The sequence below is a fragment of the Pseudomonas sp. UTLPPB19802 genome, assembly GCF_059730225.1.
Genome location: NZ_AP048545.1, coordinates 5,658,268 through 5,678,123, shown reverse-complemented (window position 1 = coordinate 5,678,123; position 19,856 = coordinate 5,658,268). Strand labels below are relative to the sequence as shown.

Annotated in this window: 22 protein-coding genes, 1 tRNA gene and 1 other annotated feature; of the genes, 11 read left to right on the top strand and 12 right to left on the bottom strand. The window is 56.0% G+C overall.

The window, feature by feature from the left end; genetic code table 11:
* Window positions 1-2: 2 nt before the first annotated feature.
* Window positions 3-155 carry a hypothetical protein gene (locus tag AC6I6U_RS24450; protein ID WP_497878579.1) on the bottom strand — a complete coding sequence of 51 codons (153 nt, stop codon included), beginning with the start codon at window positions 153-155 and terminating at the stop codon, window positions 3-5.
* 440 nt (window positions 156-595) lie between these two features.
* Between AC6I6U_RS24450 and AC6I6U_RS24445 the strand changes: the two genes are divergently transcribed.
* Window positions 596-1,354 (top strand): carbon-nitrogen hydrolase family protein, encoded by a 759-nt coding sequence (locus tag AC6I6U_RS24445; protein WP_497878578.1) that lies wholly within the window; start codon window positions 596-598, stop codon window positions 1,352-1,354.
* The gene (locus tag AC6I6U_RS24440; RefSeq protein ID WP_497878577.1) at window positions 1,351-1,809 is read left to right on the top strand and encodes a GNAT family N-acetyltransferase; all 459 of its coding nucleotides are present in this window, start codon (window positions 1,351-1,353) and stop codon (window positions 1,807-1,809) included. Before AC6I6U_RS24445 ends, AC6I6U_RS24440 begins: the two co-directional genes overlap by 4 nt.
* Window positions 1,810-1,875: 66 nt before the next feature.
* Here AC6I6U_RS24440 and AC6I6U_RS24435 read toward each other — a convergent pair whose 3' ends face one another.
* The gene (locus AC6I6U_RS24435) at window positions 1,876-2,097 is read right to left on the bottom strand and encodes a DNA-binding protein (protein ID WP_497878576.1); all 222 of its coding nucleotides are present in this window, start codon (window positions 2,095-2,097) and stop codon (window positions 1,876-1,878) included.
* 81 nt (window positions 2,098-2,178) lie between these two features.
* Between AC6I6U_RS24435 and AC6I6U_RS24430 the strand changes: the two genes are divergently transcribed.
* The 7 genes from AC6I6U_RS24430 to AC6I6U_RS24400 all read left to right on the top strand — a co-directional run bounded on the left by AC6I6U_RS24430 (window position 2,179) and on the right by AC6I6U_RS24400 (window position 7,834).
* The gene (locus AC6I6U_RS24430) at window positions 2,179-2,547 is read left to right on the top strand and encodes a helix-turn-helix domain-containing protein (protein ID WP_497878575.1); all 369 of its coding nucleotides are present in this window, start codon (window positions 2,179-2,181) and stop codon (window positions 2,545-2,547) included.
* A gap of 135 nt (window positions 2,548-2,682) precedes the next feature.
* Entirely contained in the window at window positions 2,683-3,321 is a 639-nt protein-coding gene (gene gacA, locus AC6I6U_RS24425; RefSeq protein WP_010446530.1) for a response regulator transcription factor GacA, read from the top strand.
* A 2-nt stretch (window positions 3,322-3,323) separates the two neighbouring features.
* Window positions 3,324-5,147 (top strand): excinuclease ABC subunit UvrC, encoded by a 1,824-nt coding sequence (gene uvrC, locus AC6I6U_RS24420; protein ID WP_497878574.1) that lies wholly within the window; start codon window positions 3,324-3,326, stop codon window positions 5,145-5,147.
* Between the two features lie 32 nt (window positions 5,148-5,179).
* Window positions 5,180-5,740 carry a CDP-diacylglycerol--glycerol-3-phosphate 3-phosphatidyltransferase gene (gene pgsA / locus AC6I6U_RS24415; protein WP_497878573.1) on the top strand — a complete coding sequence of 187 codons (561 nt, stop codon included), beginning with the start codon at window positions 5,180-5,182 and terminating at the stop codon, window positions 5,738-5,740.
* Between the two features lie 66 nt (window positions 5,741-5,806).
* Window positions 5,807-5,882 (top strand) — tRNA-Gly (locus AC6I6U_RS24410).
* Between the two features lie 221 nt (window positions 5,883-6,103).
* Window positions 6,104-7,567: a tyrosine-type recombinase/integrase gene (locus AC6I6U_RS24405; RefSeq protein ID WP_497878572.1), complete on the top strand. Its 1,464-nt coding sequence runs from the start codon at window positions 6,104-6,106 to the stop codon at window positions 7,565-7,567.
* A 66-nt stretch (window positions 7,568-7,633) separates the two neighbouring features.
* Entirely contained in the window at window positions 7,634-7,834 is a 201-nt protein-coding gene (locus tag AC6I6U_RS24400; protein ID WP_497878571.1) for a DUF7740 domain-containing protein, read from the top strand.
* A gap of 160 nt (window positions 7,835-7,994) precedes the next feature.
* Here AC6I6U_RS24400 and AC6I6U_RS24395 read toward each other — a convergent pair whose 3' ends face one another.
* Window positions 7,995-9,092, bottom strand: a complete 1,098-nt coding sequence (locus tag AC6I6U_RS24395; RefSeq protein WP_497878570.1) for an SAVED domain-containing protein — start codon at window positions 9,090-9,092, stop codon at window positions 7,995-7,997.
* Between the two features lie 505 nt (window positions 9,093-9,597).
* Between AC6I6U_RS24395 and AC6I6U_RS24390 the strand changes: the two genes are divergently transcribed.
* Both AC6I6U_RS24390 and AC6I6U_RS24385 read left to right on the top strand, forming a co-directional pair.
* Window positions 9,598-9,702: a hypothetical protein gene (locus tag AC6I6U_RS24390; RefSeq protein ID WP_497878569.1), complete on the top strand. Its 105-nt coding sequence runs from the start codon at window positions 9,598-9,600 to the stop codon at window positions 9,700-9,702.
* 45 nt (window positions 9,703-9,747) lie between these two features.
* Window positions 9,748-10,296: a 3'-5' exonuclease gene (locus AC6I6U_RS24385; protein ID WP_497878568.1), complete on the top strand. Its 549-nt coding sequence runs from the start codon at window positions 9,748-9,750 to the stop codon at window positions 10,294-10,296.
* Window position 10,297: 1 nt separating this feature from the next.
* Here the strand turns inward: AC6I6U_RS24385 and AC6I6U_RS24380 are convergent, their stop codons facing one another.
* From AC6I6U_RS24380 to AC6I6U_RS24340, 9 genes are all read right to left on the bottom strand, one after another.
* Window positions 10,298-10,780 (bottom strand): Mov34/MPN/PAD-1 family protein, encoded by a 483-nt coding sequence (locus AC6I6U_RS24380; protein WP_497878567.1) that lies wholly within the window; start codon window positions 10,778-10,780, stop codon window positions 10,298-10,300.
* Window positions 10,777-12,564, bottom strand: a complete 1,788-nt coding sequence (locus tag AC6I6U_RS24375; protein WP_497878566.1) for a ThiF family adenylyltransferase — start codon at window positions 12,562-12,564, stop codon at window positions 10,777-10,779. Before AC6I6U_RS24375 ends, AC6I6U_RS24380 begins: the two co-directional genes overlap by 4 nt.
* Complete coding sequence (locus tag AC6I6U_RS24370; protein WP_497878565.1) at window positions 12,548-13,810, bottom strand: nucleotidyltransferase domain-containing protein; 1,263 nt, start codon at window positions 13,808-13,810, stop codon at window positions 12,548-12,550. Before AC6I6U_RS24370 ends, AC6I6U_RS24375 begins: the two co-directional genes overlap by 17 nt.
* 689 nt (window positions 13,811-14,499) lie before the next feature.
* Window positions 14,500-15,710 (bottom strand): IS3 family transposase gene (locus AC6I6U_RS24365; RefSeq protein ID WP_497878564.1). Its coding sequence is split into 2 segments (ribosomal slippage): window positions 14,500-15,443 and window positions 15,443-15,710, totalling 1,212 coding nucleotides; the frame shifts between segments, so codons are not numbered across the junction.
* Window positions 15,328-15,444, bottom strand: a sequence feature (AL1L pseudoknot). Its footprint overlaps the gene before it by 117 nt.
* Window positions 15,694-16,074 carry a hypothetical protein gene (locus AC6I6U_RS24360; RefSeq protein WP_497878563.1) on the bottom strand — a complete coding sequence of 127 codons (381 nt, stop codon included), beginning with the start codon at window positions 16,072-16,074 and terminating at the stop codon, window positions 15,694-15,696. Before AC6I6U_RS24360 ends, AC6I6U_RS24365 begins: the two co-directional genes overlap by 17 nt.
* A gap of 352 nt (window positions 16,075-16,426) precedes the next feature.
* The gene (locus AC6I6U_RS24355; RefSeq protein WP_497878562.1) at window positions 16,427-17,722 is read right to left on the bottom strand and encodes a hypothetical protein; all 1,296 of its coding nucleotides are present in this window, start codon (window positions 17,720-17,722) and stop codon (window positions 16,427-16,429) included.
* Between the two features lie 335 nt (window positions 17,723-18,057).
* Window positions 18,058-18,342: a HigA family addiction module antitoxin gene (locus tag AC6I6U_RS24350; RefSeq protein WP_497878561.1), complete on the bottom strand. Its 285-nt coding sequence runs from the start codon at window positions 18,340-18,342 to the stop codon at window positions 18,058-18,060.
* An 11-nt stretch (window positions 18,343-18,353) separates the two neighbouring features.
* Window positions 18,354-18,632: a type II toxin-antitoxin system RelE/ParE family toxin gene (locus tag AC6I6U_RS24345; RefSeq protein ID WP_497878560.1), complete on the bottom strand. Its 279-nt coding sequence runs from the start codon at window positions 18,630-18,632 to the stop codon at window positions 18,354-18,356.
* A 537-nt stretch (window positions 18,633-19,169) separates the two neighbouring features.
* Window positions 19,170-19,601: a GNAT family N-acetyltransferase gene (locus tag AC6I6U_RS24340; protein ID WP_497878559.1), complete on the bottom strand. Its 432-nt coding sequence runs from the start codon at window positions 19,599-19,601 to the stop codon at window positions 19,170-19,172.
* Between the last annotated feature and the right edge of the window lie 255 nt (window positions 19,602-19,856).

The window sequence follows — 19,856 nt, the reverse complement described above, 5'->3', positions numbered from 1 at the left end:
CCCTATTGCGGTGTTCGACAATCAGCCGGATGGGCTGCGAGTACGTGCTTGCCACCTGTGAGTGACCGTTCGGAGGCGGCGTGCTGTCCCGAGCGGAGGTTGGTAAATCGCCAGGCGGTGGTGAGTTCGTAGCGGTAATAGGTGGCGTAGTTCATGTCGGTATTCCTCGATTCGAAATGTCAGTTGAAGCGGTTTGCTAAAAGTGAAGCCCTGGAAAAACAAAACCCCCGGTCGGGAGGCCGACCGGGGGTTGTAGATTCTCTGGTAGGCGACCCCTTGAGTAGTGGGCGCCGGTTGGGTATCAGGCGCGCCAGTGGCTAAACCAATACCCAAAATAAAAGCCTGCGGATGCGCCAGCGGTTTTCACCCAGGCAGCCACTGGCGAGCGCAGGGCGCTGGCAGTCTGGCAAGGCATGGAATGAAGGGTGTGCATGGTACGTCTCCGAGGGAATGGATCGAGCTTACAAGAGGCATGGCTGGCTGATCAATTGGAAATTTCTATGGCGTGTTCGAGGGGCGCCGCTATGGTTTAAACAAACTAAACGTTTTGTGACACACTCCTCGGAAATTTCCGACTCGATCATCAGGCACGCCCATGACCGCCTTCACCATTGCCGCAGCCCAGTCCTGTTCCATCGCCGGTGATCTGGAAGGCAATCTTCAGCGGCACCTGCGGTTCATGCGGCAGGCGGCCGGGCAGGGCGTGGAGCTGCTGGTGTTTCCGGAACTGTCGCTGACCGGCTATGAGCCCGGCCTTGCCGCTGGACTGGCGATCACGGCGGACGCCGAGGTACTGCAACCCCTGTCCGACCTGGCGCGGGAGTTGCGATTGGTGACCGTGGTCGGTCTGCCGATCCGCCAGTCTGCCGGTGGCCCGGTGCTGATCGGGGCGCTGACCTTCAATAGCGACGGTTCCCGGCAGCTCTACAGCAAACAGCACCTGCACGCTGGCGAAGACCAGGTGTTTACGCCGGGGTCGGGAGGCACTGCCTTGGCCTTCGGTGCCTACACTGTCGCGCTGTCTGTGTGTGCTGACTTTTCCCACGCCAGCCATGCCCTCCAGGCCGCTCGATCTGGCGCTAACCTATATGCATCGGGCGTCCTGGTCAGTGAGAACGGCTATGCCGCCGATAGTGCGTTGCTCCAGGGCTATGCCCGCGAACACAACATGGCAGTGCTGATGGTCAACCATGGTGGCGTTACCGGCGGTTGGGTGTCGGCCGGGCGCAGTGCGATCTGGGCCGCGGGCGGGCAGTTGGTAGCAACTGCCGCGGGAACGGGTGATGTGCTGGTGATTGGTCGACGTGTCGCCGGCCAGTGGCAGGGCGAAGTGGTGGAAATGGAGGGGCTGTGACGCGGGATTGGCGTTTTTGCCCGGCTACCGGGGCGGACCTGGAGTTCGCCCGGGCGCTGACGCGTAGGAACATGATGGCTTATTACTGCGAGTACGACTTGCTCTGGCAGGAAGAAGCCTTCGATGTCGCCTGGTCTGGAAGGCAGAACGCCTTGTTGTGCGAAGGAGAAGAGGTCCTGGGTTTCGTCAGTTTCAGTCGGGATGCCAGGGCGCTGTATATACGCGAGCTGCAGTTGGTTGAAGCGGGGCGCGGGCAGGGCTTGGGCAGTTGGTTGATCGTGCAGGCGCGCGACATCGCCTTCAGGGAGGGGCGGCCTGAGGTGCGCTTGACCGTGTTCAAGAGCAATCCCGCCAGGCGGCTGTACGAGCGTATGGGGCTGGAGGTCGTAGGGGAGGACGAGTGCTTCTTCCGCATGAGTGCCAGGGCGCTGAAATCGGGCAATGGAATCGGCTGACAGTATTTTCGGATGGAGCTTACTCCTCGGCATTTCGAGGCGCATATTGCCCCCAAACGCCTGGGCTTATTCCTCACTCAGCTTGTTGTCGTCGAGGATGATTCCGTCCTTCATGCCCAGTAGAACCGCCACCTTATGGGCTTCCCCGCGGCGTCCCTTTTTTCGCCCGGCGAGCACCTGATAGGTGGTTGCCGGGTCGACGCCATGCTCGCGTGCAAACTCCTGAACCGATTTTCCTTGATGTTCCAGCCAAGCCTTGGCTTGTGCGGCGGTGCGAATACCGGGCATAGTTCAAAACCGTTCAATTTTGTTTAATTGTGTTGAATTAAACCCCCGTTAGGGGTTCTAGACTTGGGATATTACATCCAAATGAGTGGAATTGGTTCCCGGTTGCGACAAGAGAGAGAGCGACTCGGACTGTCGCAGAAGGCTTTTGGCGAAATCGGCGGCGTTGAGGCCAACGCCCAGGGCAAATATGAAAGTGGCGACCGTGCTCCGAAGGCCGACTACCTGTCCCGGGTGGCCGAGCGTGGCGTCGACGTGTTGTACGTCCTGACCGGCAACCGGATGCCGACGCTGGTCGACAACCTCAGTTCCAATGAAGAAAAGGTGCTGGGCAACTACCGCACCCTGCGCAAGGCCGACCAGGAGGCGATCAGCCAACTGACTACAACCCTGGCCGAAGCGATCGCCTCCTACGGCGGCAAGGCCCGCCGAGACCCGCAAGACCGCGGATAAGTGGCCTCCCCATCGACTTCACAGGCGCCCATAGCGCCCTGACACTCTTATGTGACGCTTGCAGCTAGGTCTGGCCGCCGGTTTTTTGCTAAGGTGGTCAATAATCTGATAAGACCAATTTCGCGAGGTGTCTGCTTGATTAGGGTGCTAGTTGTCGATGACCATGATCTTGTGCGTACAGGCATTACGCGAATGCTTGCCGACATCGATGGCCTGCAGGTGGTGGGCCAGGCCGAGTCGGGCGAGCAGGCCCTGCTGAAAACGCGGGAGCTCAAGCCGGATGTCGTGCTGATGGACGTCAAGATGCCGGGTATCGGCGGCCTTGAAGCAACGCGCAAACTGCTGCGTAGCCACCCTGATATCAAGGTCGTGGCCGTTACCGTGTGCGAGGAGGATCCGTTCCCGACGCGCCTGATGCAGGCCGGCGCTTCGGGCTACCTGACCAAGGGCGCGGGCTTGGCGGAAATGGTCCAGGCGATTCGCCTGGTGTTCGCCGGGCAGCGCTACATCAGTCCTCAGATCGCCCAGCAGATGGCGCTCAAGTCCTTCCAGCCGGCCAGCGAATCGCCGTTCGATGCCCTGTCCGAGCGGGAAATCCAGATCGCGCTGATGATCGTCGGTTGCCAGAAGGTGCAGATCATCTCCGACAAGCTGTGCCTGTCGCCCAAAACCGTCAATACCTACCGCTACCGGATCTTCGAGAAGCTGTCGGTGAGCAGTGATGTCGAGCTGACGCTTCTGGCGGTTCGCCATGGCATGGTCGATGCCGGCTGACAATGACTGAAACATTCGATTCAAGCGCTTTTCTTTCTACCTGCAGTGGCCGCCCCGGTGTGTATCGCATGTTCGACAGCGATGCGCGCCTGCTCTACGTGGGCAAGGCCAAGAACCTGAAGAATCGCCTCGCCAGCTATTTCCGCAAGACCGGTCTCGCACCGAAGACCGCCGCCCTGGTGGTGCGGATCGCCCAGGTCGAAACCACCATCACCGCTAACGAAACCGAGGCGTTGCTGCTCGAGCAGACGCTGATCAAGGAGTGGCGGCCGCCTTACAACATCCTGCTGCGCGACGACAAGTCGTACCCCTATGTGTTTCTTTCGGACGGCGACTATCCCCGCCTGAGCATCCACCGCGGGGCGAAGAAGCTCAAGGGCAAGTATTTCGGGCCTTATCCGAGTGCCGGCGCGATTCGCGAGAGCCTGGCGCTGTTGCAGAAGACTTTCCACGTGCGCCAGTGCGAGGACAGTTACTACAAGAACCGCACCCGGCCGTGCCTGCAGTACCAGATCAAACGCTGCAAGGCGCCCTGTGTCGGCCTGGTCGAGCCCCGTGAATACGCCGAGGATGTGCGTCATTCGGTGATGTTCCTCGAAGGGCGCAGCAATGCCCTGAGTGATGAACTCAACGCTGGCATGGAGCAGGCCGCCAGCACCCTCGACTTCGAGAAGGCCGCCGAACTGCGCGACCAGATCGCGCTGCTGCGCCGCGTGCAGGACCAGCAGAGCATGGAGGGCGGCAATGGCGACGTCGATGTCATCGCCGCGTTCGTCAACCCGGGCGGTGCCTGCGTGCACCTGATCAGCGTGCGGGGCGGGCGAGTCCTGGGCAGCAAGAATTTCTTTCCGCAGGTGGGCATCGACGAGGACGTTTCCGAGGTCATGGCGGCGTTTCTCGGCCAGTATTTCGTCAGTAGTCCCGAGCGGGACCTGCCCAATGAGCTGATCGTCAACGTGGTTCACGATGACTTCCCGACCCTGATCGCCGCCATCGAGGAGCTGCGCGGTCGGGAGTTGAGCATCAGCCATCGGGTGCGAGGCACCCGTGCGCGCTGGCAGCAACTGGCGGTGACCAACGCCGAGCAGGCCCTGAGCGCTCGCCTTGCCAATCGCCAGCATGTGGCGGCGCGTTTCGATGCGCTGGCCGAGGTGCTGGACCTGGATGAGCCGCCGCAGCGCCTGGAGTGCTACGACATCAGTCATTCCAGCGGCGAGTCGACCGTGGCGTCCTGCGTGGTGTTCGGCCCGGAAGGACCGATCAAGTCCGACTACCGCCGCTATAATATCGAGGGGGTCACGGCCGGTGACGACTACGCGGCGATGCACCAGGCCCTGACTCGCCGTTTCAGCCGGTTGAAGGAGGGCGAGGGCAAGTTGCCGGATATCCTCTTGGTGGACGGTGGCAAGGGGCAGTTGTCCATGGCCCGCGACGTGCTCAATGAGCTGGCGGTACCGGACCTGATCCTGCTCGGCGTGGCCAAGGGCGCGACGCGCAAGGCCGGCTTCGAAACCCTGTACCTCAACGATGCGGCGCATGAGTTCACGCTCAAGGGCGATTCGCCAGCGCTGCACCTGATCCAGCAGATTCGTGACGAGGCCCACCGCTTCGCCATTACCGGTCATCGTGCGCGCCGCGGCAAGACCCGTCGTACCTCGACCCTGGAAGGGGTGGCGGGCGTTGGGCCGAAACGTCGGCGCGAGTTGTTGAAGCATTTCGGTGGATTGCAGGAACTGTCCCGGGCCAGCATCGATGAGATCGCCAAGGCGCCGGGGATCAGCAAAAAGCTCGCAGAGTTGATTTATGCCAGTCTGCACAGCGAGTAGAATGCCCTTTCACTTCGTAGCCAGTTGTGCCGATGAATATCCCTAATCTGATCACCGTTCTGCGCGTTGTACTCATTCCGATCTTCATTTTGCTGTTTTACCTGCCGTACCAGTGGAGCTACCTGGCGGCCAGTTCGGTTTTCGCGTTTGCCGCGGCGACTGACTGGCTCGATGGCTACCTAGCGCGACGCTTGGAACAGAGCACGCCGTTCGGCGCGTTCCTGGACCCGGTGGCCGACAAGCTGATGGTGGCAGTGGCCCTGGTCCTGCTGGTGCAGGAACATGGCAACTTCTGGCTGACCTTTCCGGCGGTGGTGATCATCGGGCGTGAGATCGTGGTGTCGGCCTTGCGCGAGTGGATGGCCGAGATCGGTGCGCGCGCGCAGGTCGCCGTGTCCAGGCTGGGCAAGTGGAAAACCGCAGCGCAGATGCTGGCGTTGGTGATCCTGTTGGGCAACCCGTCGGCTATCAGCTTCTGGGTCGTGCTCGGCTACGCCCTGTTGATGGTCGCCGCTGGCCTGACCTTGTGGTCGATGGTGCAGTATCTGCGGGCTGCCTGGCCGCATCTGCGGATCAATGGCGAAAGTAAATAAAACTTTTTTGAATCAAGGGGTTGACGTGGTGTGCAGAATCTATAGAATGCGTATCACCAAGACGACGCGGGAATAGCTCAGTTGGTAGAGCACGACCTTGCCAAGGTCGGGGTCGCGAGTTCGAGTCTCGTTTCCCGCTCCAAATCAAGCTTCAGAGTTCAACAGGGCTCTGTAAGCGAAAGAAAAAAGGCCCTTCGGGGCCTTTTTTCGTTTTAGTGCCTTCCACTGGAATCCACCGCTAGCCACGCCCAACAAGTACAGAAATAAGTACATCGAATTTGGGCGTTGGCCAAGGCGAATTGTCGCTAGAGCCTACGAGTCCTTCAAGCCCATATCTCCTCCCTTGTATTGGAGGATATTTCCATGGCTTTGACCGATACGGCGGTGCGTCACGCCAAACCTTCCGCCATGAATTACACGCTCAGCGATAGCGGTGGCCTCGCGCTGCTCGTGCGCGCCAGCGGCACCAAGCAGTGGCACTGGCGGTTCTACTGGCAGGGCAAGCAGGCGCGGATTTCCTTGGGCAGCTACCCGGCGATCAGCCTCAAGGACGCCCGCGTGCAGCGCGATCAGGCGCGCGCCTGGCTCGCCCAGGGCCTTGACCCCCGACAGCAGCGCCGCGAGGCGTTCCAGGCCCTGGCGACCCAGGCCGACCATACCTTTGCGGCCGTGTTCGCCGAGTGGCGGGCGTTCAAGGCACAGAGCCTGAATGTCGGACGGCAGAGCACGCTCTCGCAAATCGACCGAATCTTCGACAAGGACGTGCTACCTGCCTTGAAGGCACTGCCGATGGCCGAGGTGTCCCGACTGCACCTGCTGGGGGTGTTGGGCCTCCTCGAGCGCCGTCGGGCCTTTACCGTCGCGGAGAAATGCCGGACCTGGTTCAACCAGCTGTTTCGCTATGCGATGGTGAAGAAAGGACTGGAGCAGAACCCGGCGGCGGACCTGGACATCGTCGCGGCCCCCAAGCCGGCGGTCAGCCATCAGCCGTTCCTGCTCATGGGCGATCTCTCCGTGCTGCTGCAGAAGATCAACCGGTATGGTGGGCAGCTCTCGACTCGGCTTGGGATTCGCCTGCTGTTGCTGACCGGTGTGCGCACGGGTGAGTTGCGGGCGGCGGTCCCTGAGCAATTCGACCTGGCGCGGGGGCTCTGGATTATCCCGCCGAAGCTGGTGAAGCAGTTGCAGGTTCGGCTGCGCAAGGAGGGCCGGGACATCCCGTCCTACATCGTGCCACTGTCCCGGCAGGCGCTGGAAATCGTACACCAGTTGCTGGCCGCGAAGACACCGGGGCAGCGGTATCTCTTGCCCGGGCGCAACGATCCCCAAAAGCCGATTAGTGAGAACACCCTGAACGCCGCGCTGAGGCGGATGGGCTACGTCGACAAGCTCACCGGACACGGCATTCGCGCCACCTTGTCCACGGCGCTGAATGAGTTGGGGTATGAGGAAAACTGGGTGGACGCGCAGTTGTCCCATGCCGATCCGAACCTGGCGCGCAGGTCCTATAACCATGCGCAGTACATTGAGCCGCGGCGGCGGATGATGCAGGAGTGGGCGGACTGTCTGGATCGGTGGGAGCGCGGTGAGCCTCAGCCGCAACTGGCGGCGCCGCAGGTGCCGGACAGCCTGCAACTGATTGCGGAGTACCTGCAGACCTTGGCGGAAGGGCGGGCGCTGGATCCAGTGGCGGAACGTCAGGCGGGGCGTCGGCAGGCCGCTGCTTCGGGACGGTCGTCTTTGGTCAACGAGACGGCTTCGCGCAACGCCTGGCGCAAGTTGGAGAGTGTGCTGCCGACGATCAAGCCACCCGAACGCCAACGGTGATCGGGCGTGAAGAAAGGGCTGGTGTGGCCGATACACTTCAGTCCCGATGACCCGAGCCCGTTCCTCATGAAACTGTCCGATGCTGTGTTGATTCTGCTGCTGGCCGCTCGTATCCATGGCACGGATGACGCGGTGCGGGCGTCGGCCAAGAGCTGCGTGAAGAAGCTGCCGCGGAGTAAGCGGGATCCGATCTATACGGTGATCAACAGTCGTCGCCCGATGGAGTTGGTGGCCTTGATGCTTGAGAACTTGGATTTCGAGGAGTAGTTTAATAGCTGAGGCTTTGGCAGCTAATGACAAGGGGCTCCAGGTCGAAACTCTGAATTACCGCCTACTTAGTCGTGCGGACTTATCATAATCTCTTACTCTATGCTGTTCAGGGCACCGTCAGATTCAGTGCCCTTTGTTCAGCAAGCGCAATTTGAGATTAGCTGCTCGCTGTGTAAACAATCGTCGGTAGCTCTTGAGCGTGCGAAGGGATGCTTGCTCCCCAAGGATAGGCCGGAGTGTTGGAGCGCTCGTACTGATAGATGATTGCTGCCGGTAACAGTCTTCTGTCGTAGATGCGACCCAGAGTGAAGGTCACACTGTTTGGTGCAGCTATCACTAGATGAATGGTTTTCACCTGCTGAGCCGATAGTGCTTTGAGTGCCTGCAGAAACTGTTCTGCCAGGGCGCTTTGTTTCTCACTGGACCAGTGTGCATTCGACGACAGTTCGTCCATCTTCATATGCGTTATCGGTATACCTGGGAAAGTGTTGGAAATACCGGCCTCATCGACCGGATACGATATGGATAGTGCGAGCACCATTTGGTCGGTGTTTTCGGATGGTGCCGCTGCGGAGCGCAATCGGTCCCCGTCATCACGGCTGCTTTGAATCAGGCGCCACTCACCGCCCCCTAAACGATCCCAATCGAAGACCTTTAGGGCGCCACCTTCGTCGTCCACCATGCAGCCCGTGACAAAAGTGAATGGTACCGGCATCAGGCCGCCATACACGATTTCAATGTCGTTCTTGTTTTGTCCAGCGAGGCGTCGCACCAGGTCCCCTCGACCATCCACGACCTTTTTCAAGGCGGCCTCTGGGTGAGTAATGCGACCTTCAATAATGTTTTCGCGAATGTCCACCAGAATAGTTTCGACATTGCCTCCTATGATTTTCCGCACTACCGAATCTAGTGGGCTGTCGATACCGTGTAACCCTTTGTGCTCTAAGACTAATACGCGCTTGCGCGCAAACTGCCTCCGTTCGTGCACGTTTATGCAAATGCCGGTGACGATCATCAGTACACCGACCGTGAAGCCTGCTTGCGTCATCCATGCAGGCGTCCCTCCAGAAGTGTCGACGTTTGCTAGCATGCGGGTCGAATCGCTGGTGTAGTTAATGCCCACGACCACCCCTCCAGCCAGGGTCGTCAATACAACCAGTGCTCCGTAGCTGACTAGGAATACTCCGAAGCTCTTCGGGCGAACATACCACTCAACTAGCTTCCGGCCCCAACTAAGTATCTCTTTTAGTATCATTCTGATAATCCCTTCACGATAGCCTTCGGTATGTGGCACTGGGTCCGTGCTGTAATGATCGCAGGCTAGGCTGTTGATAGGCTAGAGGTTTTGAAATTTTTATTTTTGGCAAGGCAAGCAGCTACGTGATATCCAGAGGCTAATTTAAACATTTGTAATAGCGCTGAGAGAATTGCATTCTCGCTTCGCAGGTATAGCTGATGTGGGATTGACTTTTCAATAAACTGGTTGTTGAGTTTTGATGGTTGTTTGGGCAGGGTGGATTTTGCTTGAGGATTTTCGTACGCTTGAGTGGTAGATTGCAGTCCAGTTGGCAGGGCTGGAATACTTTAAGAATGAAAGGTAGCTTAAAAGGAGAAATTGAATTCGAGCAAAAGCTGCGCGGCTTCCTCGGCTAGTATGGTGTTAGCCCGCGTGATATTTTGCAGTATTGGGCCCTAGGGGCCGTACACAGCTTTCGTCTCGCGTAGTCAATGCTTCTGGCAAGTCGCTTCAAATCTAGGTCTTGAAGAGCCCGCACACGGTGGAGCCTATTGAGACCAAGGATAGAAACCACAAGGTGTTGGCGGAGTGGAAAGCGACGCACGGTGTCGAAGCTGTAGATGGCTAGCTGGATCGGTACACCCCTACCAAGTCACTTCAGGAGAAGGCTTTTATGAATAAAGAAATCTACGTTTCAATTGATATTGAGGCATCTGGTCCGATCCCGGGTGAGTTCAGCATGCTTTCTTTGGGGGCGTGTGTCGTCGGGTACCCTGAGAAAGCTATTTATCTTGAAATTAAACCTGATAGCCCAAAACATGATCCTGAAGCTTTGGAGGTCACAGGATTTGATTTGGAACAACTGGCTCAAGTGGGTCTTGAACCGCGGGAGGCGATGCAGCAACTTGCAGTCTGGGTGGGGGAGATTGCATCTGGTATAGGAAAGCCTGTTTTTGTTGGGCTAAATGCTCCTTTTGATTGGTCGTTTGTGAACTATTATTTTCATAGATATCTAGGTCAGAATCCGTTCGGGTTTGCAGCGCTCGATATCAAAGCTTACTACATGGGGGCTTTTAACCTCGCGTGGAAGGAGACTAAGTCTTCGCACATGATTGCGAGCCTGTGCCCTCAGCGGGCTGCGACTCACAACGCACTGGATGATGCACGCCATCAGGCCGAGCTCTTCGAGTTGATGTTGCAGCACAGGGCGCAGTTGGAGTGATTCAGCTGGCCCGTTTCGCCTCTTTATAACCTCCATTATGGAAGCGCCAAGCTTTGATGCCATCAGGTGTTTGCGACAGGCCGACAATTACTGCGATAGGATGTGGCAGTTCCTGCGCATAGCGGGCAGCAAACCTAGAGAAACTCGCTGCGTCCGTTGGAGAGATCGCCGGGATGGTTTGGGGGTGTGTATGCCAGTAACCCACCAGCCTAAGCCCTCGGGCGTTAGCTACATCAATTTCTTGCCGACAACGGCTAGCATCGAGCTCGAGCCATGCCCATCCGGCACGATCTCGTGGGTGGGGTAGTGTGGCAAGTGTCATGACTAGTCCACTGGGGTTGGCTAGGTCGACAAACAGCTGACCACCGCGCTCGGTTTTCCAGGAATACTGCCGGTATTGATCAAAGACCTCGGCAACGGTTTGCGATACGGACAGCGTGCATTCGATTTCAGGCCAGGTCCAACTCCAGGCTATGCCGCTCATCCGGCCTGGTCCTCATTGGCCGGCCAGGCACGTTCAAGAACCATGTGTTGGACACCCTCCTCTACTGCCGGTCCGCGGTAAGTGCCGCCATGTTTAGTAATGTCTTTCGGTCGGTAGATGCTGGTGGTCCATGCCTGCAATTCGAGTTGGCCGGTCAAGGCCCTCAGGGCAACTTGAGTCACCATCCCCGCCACGTTGCTCATACCTGAGGCTCCTCCAGGAATGAAGGTTTGGCCGCACGCCGGAAGCGGAATAACACCGCCTCCATCGGGCCATTCAGTCTGTTTGTATTTAAAGTTGCCCGCGTCGTCGAACAGTGTGCGGCCATCAAAGGTACCACGTGGAGCCAGCAGAGCGTGTCCGACAAAGGAGTGTGGCTCGCTCCAGGCTTGTAGGAGTGCCCAGGGGGCACCTTCCGATTTCTTTTGCCAAAGTGCAACTTCAGATGACCAGTCTGCGGTGGTAACGATGACAAGATGAGCGTCGTCGAGAAGTGTTGGCTTTCGTAGAAGTAGTAATTCCACGAAGTCACGGTAAGGAGTCACTTTTACGGTAGGCAGGTCGCGTGAGAGTTTGTCTGCCAAAGCCGTTGATTTTGGCCGACCGAGATCGTCTGCTCCTAGGGCATGGCGGCCGAGATTGGCTGACTCAAGGAGCTCAGGATCAATCAGTATGATTTCGCCAATTCCTGATCTGGCGAGTTGCAAGGCAACAGCACTACCAAGTGAGCCTGCACCGACCATTACCACCCTGGCTCTTTCCAGGTGCTCAGCCGTTTGGCTCAGGTCACGTGAGAGAATGTCCGTTCGGTCAAGTATGTTGATTACAGCGTCACGAACCAGTGTTGGTGTGTGCGAGGGCTGCTTCTTGCCTGACCAGCGGCGAGCGGAGCGAAATCCATACCATCGCCCTCGGTCCGGTTGTTTGCTGTAAGAGCGAACGTCCAGGCAAAACGTTGGCGCCCCTTCAGGGCCTGGGAGTTCCAGAACAACCCAGCGGTCTGCCAATGATCCTTTTCCAGAGAACCAGGTCAGAAATTTCTTGCGGTCATCCTCAGTGAGGTGTGGTGTCAACCAATCCAGCAGCTTTCCGGGAGCAGGCATCCGCAGATCGGGATATGTCCGTAGTTTCACATAGAAACCCGGAACTGCAGGCGAGCGAATTTTTCCGCCATAACCAACTACGCGACGCAGGTGGATCCTGAGTGATTCCAGATTGGGCGCGAGCCATGCTGTGCGTGAACGCCGCTCTGGGCGTGGGTCACTTATGGCAAATAGTTCCGAGCCCGATTGAGGTCGTTCCAGAAGCAGTATGTCCTGTGGGGAGGTGGCGAGCTGTAGGCTCCAGTATGTGGTGAACTCGTTCCGGAACTCTGTATTCCGAAGCTCTGAATCTGAGCCCTCAAGAACGAGTTGCAGGATAGAGCTAAGGCGTGAAAGGCTGTCTTCCACTACTCTTTCAGGTGTTCCAGTAATAGGTCTTTCACGGAATCCATGAAGGCAAAGGCCAGACCTAGTGGCATGCGGCCACATTAACCACGGTGAGGGCTCTATCTGGAGAGTCGGTGCAAATCGGGGGAAGTGATGTGGGAAGGCGATAATTAAACGTCGTTCTACGCCGGTGTAGTCACGCGGCAGCGGGAGTAAAAACCTTGCTACTTCATATTTTTCGGGAGGAAGGGATTGAAGAAGCGAAGAAGCGGCTTCTTCGCCAATAAATTCGTGGAGTGCGGCTATGCCGCGCTCCACGGCTGGGGTAAATTCCATCTCAACCGAGGCGTTCAACTGGCTTCACATTGCTTTGAGTGGAGGCGTGGCTCGCGCTGCCAGACAGCGCGCCCAAGTTTACAGCATTCCGAGTCATGCCTTCTTTTCGACCTGGCATGGTCCAGTTTCCTGGAATCTCCCTGTTGACGTCGTTGATGATCTTCTTGCCGATACCAAAGCTTGCCTCCATAGCCCGGGCGAAAGTATCCGCACTTTCGTGGCTCTGTAGACCGAGCTGGAAGGAGACCACGGCACTTGCATGCCAGTCGTAGAAAGCCTTCCGGTACTTTTGTCCTTCCTGGGGTCTGTTCCACTTTTCCGAAAAATTTTCTCCAGCATCTTTCGGGTTGAGCACTCGGTACTCCCCGTTGGCGTAAGAGACGTAGTCACGCATCTTCTCGACTATCTTGAGGATGGCATCAATCGGTGTCAGCGGAACTGACTGCGACTCCTCGACGACTTTAAGGTAGGCATGGGTCGCAAGAGTTGTAATAACTGCTGAGATGGGCCGATGACTTTCGTTGCGGGTCTCAATAGCCCATTCGTCACGATGCCGCTTCAACAGTTTTACGGTGGCGCGCAACGGGTCTAGATCGTCGTAATCCTGATAGGTGGGTAGGGGCTCCTGAGTTGCCGAGTCCATCGATTCGGTGCCGCTGCGATTGATCGCGTAAGCTTTTTGGAGGTGCTCCAGTGAAATCTGCCTCTTTGAAGCGTTATCTAGCCAATCTGCGTAGGAGATCGGGCTGCTGGCTTTCCAGCCAATCTCTCGATCGGGTACTTCCAGATTACCGTGGCCATCAACTTTACTGTTCCCTCGTACAGCACGGGCGGGTGTTACGTCGATGTGAAAGCCAGGGTTCTCGTCGGCATACTCGATCCGGATTCCGCGGCGGAGCTGGACGATATCCGATTTCACCCGGCTACCATCGCAGAATCGCTCCTCAATGGCATTCAGCACGGTCATTGCGTCGGAATCACCCGCGTGAGGAAGCCAGATAATGGCGTCCGCATCGATAGTCCCAAGGTCCTTGGGTGCACCGTTGACTGGATTGATCGTAGTTTTTAGGCGCATCGAGCCCTGCGGGAAAATGTGAGCCCCGGACAGCAGTGGGTTTGTAGACGCGTCGAGGATTTTTTGCAGTTGGGAATAGCGGTCCTCTATTGTCTTGTATTGGCTGGGTGTCAGAGAAATGTCGTTCGCAGCCCGGAGTAGAAGGTGTTCCCAACTGCGGCGCCTGGTTAGTTCGTCTTGCGAGGTCATGGTTGATTCTCGTGAGAGGTGAGGTCCGAATTTACTAAGCCCTGGACTTGGGGCTGCCTTCTCGATTAGGCCGATTAACGTCGCATGGACGAAGTACTTCGGGCCAAACATAAGACGGTGCTGCAACAGGTATCTGGACTCCACTACTCAAAAAGCTCGACTGTTTAAGGTTGAACTATCCATTTGAGTTTGCCGCTAGCAAGAATGCAGCCACTATTTATTGACGGCGATTTTTTGACTTTCGCTGATGTCAAAAATGAAGATGACAATCTATGAAAGCTTCAGCTTATTTGTGATTAAAGAGAACTTGGTGTGCGTTTTTTAAATTCAATCATGAAATTTTTGCAGTGTCAAAAGCTTGCGATGCGGAGTTGCTTAATCGATTTATCAAATGAAGGTTTCTCTTGTTTCCTTGGCTTTTACAGATTTCTCATCCCGCTGCTGGGGTGAGAAAGTTACAATCTGTTACATTCTTTGCTTTGGCATACCTTTGGAGGGAGGTGTCTAGCGCTCTGGTTTTTGGAGCATCTTTAGAAAAATTTTTAACTGAATAAATATTAATGTGAAGGAGAATGTATTTTGCCTCTGCGTCTCAGGTCTCGTGCCAAACGGCTTCGTCGTTGCGAGTGGCTTGGCATTTATATGCGGAATGAACCGCCCCGGGTATCGCGGAGGCTGTTTTGTTTGAGTCAGGCTGCAATTGGGCTTGTTGTCTGACTCTGTTCGTATAGTGCCTCAAACTCAGCCGGCGGCCTATTTCCAATCGGCTCCAGCAGGCGCTGATGGTTGAACCAAGTCACCCATTTCAGCGTTTCCCATTCCAAGCTTTCAACACTTTTCCATGGCCCTCGTTTGTGAATCAGCTCGGTCTTGTAAAGGCCATTGATGGTCTCTGCCAGTGCGTTGTCGCAGCTGTCACCGGTATTGCCAACTGACGGCTCAATACCCGCTTCTCCCAGCCGTTCGCTGTAACGAATCGACAGATATTGCGAGCCTCTGTCGCTGTGGTGAACCAGTCGATGAGGCTCAGGCCGACGGGCGTGAAGTGCTTGTTCCAGTGCATCCAGAACAAACTCCGTACGCATGTGTCGGCTGACACGCCAGCCAACGATGAACCGTGAATAGACATCCACGATGAACGCGACATAGGCAAACCCCTGCCAGGTTGAAACGAACGTGAAGTCGGCGACCCAGAGCTGATTGGGGCGTTCAGCAGTGAACTGACGCTTTACCAGATCCCTGGGATTGGCACTGTCAGGATCAGCTTGTGTGGTTTTCACCGTTTTGCCCCGGGTCACGCCGCAAAGCCCCCTCTCACGCATCAACCGCTCCACTGTGCAGCGCGCTACTGCCTGATGTTCGCGATGCATCTGCCGCCAGATTTTCCTGGCCCCATAGACCTCGTAGTTTTCCTGCCAGACACGATGAATCTGTACGGCAAGTGCCTCCTCACGAATCGCTCGGGCAGAGCGTCGTGAGCGATCACGTAACCGTACAGCATGCCGCCGGTAAGCCGATGGAGACACTTGCAACACGCGGCACAGTGGCTCGACTCCAAAGCGCTGTCGATGCTCGTCGATCAGACGCCAGATCACTTCAAACGACGGTCGAGCTCCGCCTGGGCGAAAAAAGCGCTGGCGACCTTGAGGATCTCATTGGCTCGCTTGAGCTCACGAACCTCGCGCTCCAGCTCTTTGATCCGGGGATCAGCCGGGGCACTGGACGTTGCGGGGGAAGAGGCCTTGCGGATCCAGTTGCTCAAGGTCTGGGCTGTACATCCGATATTGCTGGAGACAGCCTCGATGGCTGCCCACTGGGAGTCATGCGACTCGCGGACTTCGTAGACCATCCGCACAGCACGCTCACGGACTTCGGGGGAAAATTTAGGTGGCTTTGGCATAGTGGCTCCAGTTTCTCAAAAGGTGGAGCCTCCGCGATACCCGGGGCGGTTCAGCCAGGCCCTGGACGCCGGCTTGATGCAGCAGGGGCCCGCCGTCTTCGGCGCTGTACACGCTGACCAGAGCGGCGAGGAATATCTGTTCGCCATGGCTTATGACGCGGATCGCCTGTTGGATCAGGGGCAGGTTGGGGCAGAGGTCCCATTTGCTTTGAGCGTTATCGAAGCTTGATTGGCTGCCGTCGCCGAAGTAGGGGACCCCAGCCAGTTGGGCGGCCTGTTTCCAGGTTCGGAAGAACAGTTGGGGCGTTGGGTACTGGGCACGAATCAGCTCGGCGAGCTGCGCGGGGAGGGTTTTCTTGGGCATGTTCAGGACTCCAGTCAGGGGCGGCCGGGGCATGGCCGCTTGATGGGACGGCGGGTAGGCCGTTGGATCAACGCGGTGAAGGCCGCGCCGTAGCCTTGAGGATCTTGGCTACCTGGGCAGATGCCAAACGAGTTGGCAGTGCTGGAGATATCATGAGCGGGAGTGGTAATCATTAAGAGAAGAAATGAGCTGCCGGGTTCGATCTTTTTTATTCCAGCGCCTCGGATTGAGTTTATAATTTCAAGAATATATTGCTCGATACATATTTTTTGACATTGGTTGGGGTTGTAGGTTTGGCGATAATTTAATCTGTCGTGAGACGGTGGGTAAATTATCGCCGCTTATCGGTTTTCTATATCTCGTTGCCAAATGATAGGCGCAGTCGCTTCCTGAAAGCTTCGAGGTTTGAGTTTTTTAGGAAGAAATATAAAGTTGAGTCTGAAATGCTAAGGGTTTCTGTGTTTTCATCAAAATACAGTACTGGCGGGGTTATGGATTTTTCCGACTGTATTTTGTGAAGTTGAGTAAGGGCATTTTTGATCATCAGCTTTCCAGGCGCCTTTCTTGAGGTTCTGCTCAGTATCTTTTCAAAAATAGCTTCGTGAGTTATGCCATTTTCAATTGCGGAAAAACCACCTTCTAGGATGATGTCTACTATTGTGTAGTAGTATTTCTCCATTCCTCCGGAGTGCTTGGTGCAAGATGCTATGGATTCAAAGGAGCGCTTGTGTCTATCACCATAGCTCTCGGCTTTCTCTTGAACTATTAACTTTAGTGCGGAGTTTTGATCTATTGTGGATTTCTTAGTCTGCCTCTCTTCTATACCAGCGGCCAGACAAACCCCTTGGAGTAGGTCTTGAAATACGCCCACGCTAGAGAATGAAAGCTCACAACAGTCGCTCGCAATTGTAGGTGAAAACTCGATATTTAGGAGTGATTCGCCTTTTTTCAGTATTTTTTCAAAGTCAGCTTGGCTCCAAGGTTCAACTGGGATCTCTTTAACTCGATCCAGAAGGTCTCCGTTAAACTGAAGCATTCTATTCCGCTCTCTCCACACACCAAGAATGATGAACCTTACGCCGAGCTCTTGGAATGCTCTTAAGTCAAAAGAAAATGCTTTTTGAGTCTCCAGTGTTAGATAGTGGAAGTTGTCAAGTACAATGATTTTCTTGTTTTTGACTTTTCTTAGTAGAGAGGATATTTGTTGAGGTTGTTCGATATTGAATGGTATTTCTTGATGTTTGCTGCTTTGTGAATAGTTTAATGATGCATTGCCATCTAAACCAGCCTCTCCGCTTGCGAATAAAGCAAATGTTGCTTTGATTTTGGCCTTGACGCTAAGAGAGGCGTTTCCACCTTCGCCTTCAGTATATTCTGTACGTATTAAAACGCCAGCTTCTCTAAGAATGTGTTGATAAATGTCAGTCAGTTGAGTTTCGGGAGTCAGTTGATAGGTTATAGTTTCTTCCGGTGGACAATGTTTGTTTACTAGTGCCGTTTTTCCTTGTTTGGAAGCGCCGTATACCAAAATCTGCTTGTCTGTCTTAAGAGCTATTTTGAATAGCGTATCGACATGGTCACGTTCAACGTAAGATAATACATCTCGGCGAAGTCCAAATACATCAGTGACGCGGCAAGGTTCATCCATGGAATGTAAGAGCTCTATGTTTTGTTGGCTTAAATAGTTAAGGAGGCCAGTGAATTTTAGGTGCCTTATTAGGATGGTGTCAAATTGGCATCGTTTGCTTGGGTGAGATAGTCGCTTGTGTGAGTTCGAATTGCGTGCAAAGATGGATTTTTGAGTACAATTCGTATTTTTGTGGCCTGCGCGTCACCATAGTGCTTTGTGCTAGTTAAGCGGTTGCTAGAGTGACGCTCATGGGTGATTTTGCTATGCGAGATTAACTTGATTTTCCATAAGTATTTTTTAGGTGAAGCCGGTATTTCTACCGTGCTTCGCATCGTTCAAGTTGGAGGTGTAAATCAACCTAGTTTTAACGGTATTATCAAGGGATGCTCGCGCTGCTGGGCCTGCCACAGATCATAGGCCGCCTGCTCGGCCAGATACTGACGAGCACTGCCCAGTCCCGCCATTTCCAACCGGTGAGCCAGGTCTGCTGAAATCGCCGCATGACCGTGCAACACGGTCGAGAGTTGCCCACGGGAATAACCCAAGTGCCGGGCCAGGGCCGTGACGCTCAGGCCCACAGCAGGCAGCACATCTTCGCGCAGTGCCTCACCTGGGTGGGGAGGATTGTGCATCGGCATCAGGAACCTCCTTAGTGATAATCAAGGTAATCGACCTGATCGGCGTCCGTACCCTCGAAACGGAAAATTACCCGCCAGTTACCCGACACGTTCACCGACCAGAAACCTGCATAGGCACCTCTGAGCGGGTGCAGGCGGTTCGCGGGGCGATCCATGTCATGGGGTGTTCGTGCGACATCCAGGGAGGCCAGGAGGCGAAGCAGACGAGCCACGTGATCGGCGCGTACGCCGGAGGTGTCGCCACGTTGATGCAATGCCTTCAAGCCCTTGTGCCGGAAGCGCCGGATCATGGTAATAGGAGTGTAAGGCCAGGGCTTACACTCTTCAACGGATATGGATGAGCGGACATGTCGAGGCTCCTGCAATAGGGCGCCGTTGAGCTTCGGAGCGACCAACGACGTGAGAAGACAGGGACGGCCAACGCGTGGGCGTTCGCAGCCTTGAAGGCCTCGGCTGCCTGGGCAGTCGCCGATCAATTCGGCCGATGCGCAGGCAAGCTTGTCTGGGGAAGGCAGGGGCGGCACGTGGGTTTACGCCGTGGGAAGTGCCCGGATTGAGGTGAGCAAAAAAGAGCCTCGACGCGCTTCAGTGTCCGGAGGCGATGCGCAGAGGCTCAACTGTTCACAATAGTGGCGTGGTGAGCTACGTAGGCGAAGTTCAGATAGCTCACCACGGGTGCGTCGGTCTCAGGGGCCGACGTCCGTCCATGCTAAAAAGCCTGGCGACCCGGTATCAAGGGGGGCCTGATAAGCGGGGTAGGAGGAGGATGACACTCTCGTGTTCCACTGTTTGCTGTTTCGGAGGAAAGCACAACGGAGCGCCGGTTTTCACGCGTTCTGATTGCCTGAGCGAATGATCGAGTAGCGATCAATGTCGTCCCGTTTCTGCCATCCACGCCGTGCCCAGTATTCCTGGGCCTCGGTGTTCTCCACCAGCACATCGATGTGGGTTTTGTAGATCCCGATCTTTTCCAGCTCCACGAGGCACCGCTCCACCAGTGTGTTGGCCATTCCTTGACCCCGGTGAGCCTCCGCGACCACGACATGCTGAAGATAGCCTCGGCGTCCATCGTGGCCACACATCGCGCAACCGACGACCTGCCCTTGATCGAGGCACAAGAAGCTCAAATTGGGGTTGCGGCTCAAATAACGCGCTGTCGCCGACTTGGAGTCTGTGTCGCGAACGACGATGCCTGGCGTGCGGCGCATCAGGTCCATCACACCGTCATAGTGATCGAGGGTGTAAGGGATAATGTTCATGGCAGCGTCTCGTTCGCGATTGGGGATATAGCCCAGCATACGCTCAGTGTCTCTGCCAAGGGGGAGTGGTGAGCCCATGCCAAGTTCAGGTAGCCCACCACTCGGTGCGCCGGCCTGCGTGGAACCGACGCCAGACCATGCTAAAGAGCATGGCTTGGAGGCTTCAAGCCTCTTTGGATAAACGGGGTAAGCAAGGGAGGGTTCTACCCCACTAACACGGACACTTTCGAGTAAGCTCACACCGAGCTGAAGGAG

What these genes read in the sequence shown, in the direction of transcription:
- AC6I6U_RS24445 (WP_497878578.1), top strand. Translation starts at nt 596, where the DNA reads ATGACCGCCTTCACCATTGCCGCAGCCCAGTCCTGTTCCATCGCCGGT.
- AC6I6U_RS24400 (WP_497878571.1), top strand. Translation starts at nt 7,634, where the DNA reads ATGAAACTGTCCGATGCTGTGTTGATTCTGCTGCTGGCCGCTCGTATC.
- uvrC (WP_497878574.1), top strand. Translation starts at nt 3,324, where the DNA reads ATGACTGAAACATTCGATTCAAGCGCTTTTCTTTCTACCTGCAGTGGC.
- AC6I6U_RS24435 (WP_497878576.1), bottom strand. Translation starts at nt 2,097, where the DNA reads ATGCCCGGTATTCGCACCGCCGCACAAGCCAAGGCTTGGCTGGAACAT.
- AC6I6U_RS24350 (WP_497878561.1), bottom strand. Translation starts at nt 18,342, where the DNA reads ATGCCGATGCACAATCCTCCCCACCCAGGTGAGGCACTGCGCGAAGAT.
- AC6I6U_RS24395 (WP_497878570.1), bottom strand. Translation starts at nt 9,092, where the DNA reads ATGATACTAAAAGAGATACTTAGTTGGGGCCGGAAGCTAGTTGAGTGG.
- pgsA (WP_497878573.1), top strand. Translation starts at nt 5,180, where the DNA reads ATGAATATCCCTAATCTGATCACCGTTCTGCGCGTTGTACTCATTCCG.
- AC6I6U_RS24355 (WP_497878562.1), bottom strand. Translation starts at nt 17,722, where the DNA reads ATGGATGAACCTTGCCGCGTCACTGATGTATTTGGACTTCGCCGAGAT.
- AC6I6U_RS24430 (WP_497878575.1), top strand. Translation starts at nt 2,179, where the DNA reads ATGAGTGGAATTGGTTCCCGGTTGCGACAAGAGAGAGAGCGACTCGGA.
- AC6I6U_RS24340 (WP_497878559.1), bottom strand. Translation starts at nt 19,601, where the DNA reads ATGAACATTATCCCTTACACCCTCGATCACTATGACGGTGTGATGGAC.
- AC6I6U_RS24385 (WP_497878568.1), top strand. Translation starts at nt 9,748, where the DNA reads ATGAATAAAGAAATCTACGTTTCAATTGATATTGAGGCATCTGGTCCG.
- AC6I6U_RS24345 (WP_497878560.1), bottom strand. Translation starts at nt 18,632, where the DNA reads ATGATCCGGCGCTTCCGGCACAAGGGCTTGAAGGCATTGCATCAACGT.
- AC6I6U_RS24360 (WP_497878563.1), bottom strand. Translation starts at nt 16,074, where the DNA reads ATGCCCAAGAAAACCCTCCCCGCGCAGCTCGCCGAGCTGATTCGTGCC.
- AC6I6U_RS24370 (WP_497878565.1), bottom strand. Translation starts at nt 13,810, where the DNA reads ATGACCTCGCAAGACGAACTAACCAGGCGCCGCAGTTGGGAACACCTT.
- AC6I6U_RS24405 (WP_497878572.1), top strand. Translation starts at nt 6,104, where the DNA reads ATGGCTTTGACCGATACGGCGGTGCGTCACGCCAAACCTTCCGCCATG.
- AC6I6U_RS24380 (WP_497878567.1), bottom strand. Translation starts at nt 10,780, where the DNA reads ATGAGCGGCATAGCCTGGAGTTGGACCTGGCCTGAAATCGAATGCACG.
- AC6I6U_RS24450 (WP_497878579.1), bottom strand. Translation starts at nt 155, where the DNA reads ATGAACTACGCCACCTATTACCGCTACGAACTCACCACCGCCTGGCGA.